This window comes from Streptomyces sp. NPDC050388 (assembly GCF_040655635.1).
Taxonomy (GTDB): domain Bacteria; phylum Actinomycetota; class Actinomycetes; order Streptomycetales; family Streptomycetaceae; genus Streptomyces.
The window spans coordinates 1-1406 of sequence record NZ_JBFAKH010000271.1; the positions used below are offsets into that span (position 1 = coordinate 1).

2 protein-coding genes are annotated in these 1406 nt (G+C 81.0%); both read left to right on the top strand.

From position 1 onward, the window contains the following. Positions 1-875 precede the first annotated feature (875 nt). Positions 876-1304, top strand: coding sequence for a hypothetical protein (locus AB0I73_RS41305; protein ID WP_363045519.1), 429 nt, complete (start codon positions 876-878; stop codon positions 1302-1304). Beyond that, positions 1258-1406 (top strand): DUF5919 domain-containing protein (locus AB0I73_RS41310; RefSeq protein ID WP_363045520.1); only part of this gene is annotated, 149 nt, incomplete at its 3' end. The genes AB0I73_RS41305 and AB0I73_RS41310, both read left to right, overlap by 47 nt.

A 1406-nucleotide genomic window follows, 5' to 3' on the forward strand; every position in this document is an offset into this window, starting at 1 on the left:
GGCCGGCCGGCGGCCGTGGTGCCTGTCCGGGGCGGCCGGGGGCCGCTCTGGCGCGCGCCGCCGGCACGGTGCGGCCCGGGGGGCCGGGGGCGGTTCGCTGACGCTGGCGCAGTGGGTGAGCCGGCTGGCCGGTGTCGGGTGAGCGGCCGGGTGGCGGGCCGGTCCGGCCGGGCGGTGGGCCGGTGTGTCCGGGGGGTGTGTTTTCGGTGTGCCGGGCGCGCCGGTGGGGGTGGGGGCGCCGTGCGCGGCGGGTGCCGCGGGCGGTTTGTGGCGGGGGCCCGGCCGGGGGCCCGCCGGCGGGCGTTTCTCACCGGGCATGGCCGTGGCGTCGGGGCTGCTGCGGTGGGCCGGGGCCGCCCGGTGGCGCGGTGGGCCGGGGCGGCCGGGGTGCTGCCGGTGGTCGTGGACGGGCCGGGGCGGTCCGGCCGGTCGCGGCCCCGGCCGCTGCGGGCGGGGCCGGCGGCCGCGTGGTGGCGCGGGCCGGGGCGGGCTGTCCGCCGGCGGCGGCTTCGGCGGTCCGGGACGGTGGGCGGTGGGGCTCCTCTCCTGTCACCGGGGGGGCGTGCCGGTGTCACCGGGGGTCCGTGCCGGGCGGTGGGCTTGGTCTGCGGCCGGGGGGCGGGCGCCGGGAAAGGGGCGGTGCCGGCCGGGGGGTGGGGCTGCGGGGGCGGGCGGGTGAGCGGGCCGGGGTTGAAGGGGGGTCCGGTGGCGGACACGCCGCCGGGGGTGTCCGGGATCGGCTTGCGGCGGGGGCATCATGTTCCTGGCCTGCGCGCGTGGTGGCGTGCGGGGGCCGGTGACCTGGGTGCGGGCCCGGGAGGGATGATGCTGGACGGTCCCGCCTTTGTTCCGCGAGGCCGTGCGGGGCGGCCGGGGTGCTTCTGCCGGCCGCTGCCGGGATCCGCGCCGGCGAGGTCACCGGCGCGGACGTGTCCTTCCTCGGCGGTGGTGTCACCGCCGCCGCGGTCGGTGCCGCGGCGGGCGCCCTTCTGGTGGTGACCCGGGTGCCGCGGCCGGGCCGGGTCGGGGGAGGGCTCACCGCGTTGCCGGCCACCATCGGCTGCCGCGTTACCCGTGCCACGCCCGTTCCCGCCGGCGAGGGCGACTACGGCACCTGGCGGGAGCCTTTGGGTGTCTGTTCGCCGGTCGTCCAGGGCATCGTCGTCAGGGCCGTCGTGGCGCCGGGCGGGCCCGTCCGGCTGCGGCCGGGCCACCTCCTTTGGGAGGCGAGGTCGGTGGTGCCCGGTCTGCGGCCCGATGGCCCGGGTTCGGGTTCGCCGGGCGGGCCGCCCGCGGCACCGTGAACACAGTCTGCTGCGGGCGGCGGACGCGCCCGCCGGCTTCGAGATCCAGGTCTACGACGAGACGCCCCGCTGCACGGCGTACCTCGTGGACGGGGACGGCGC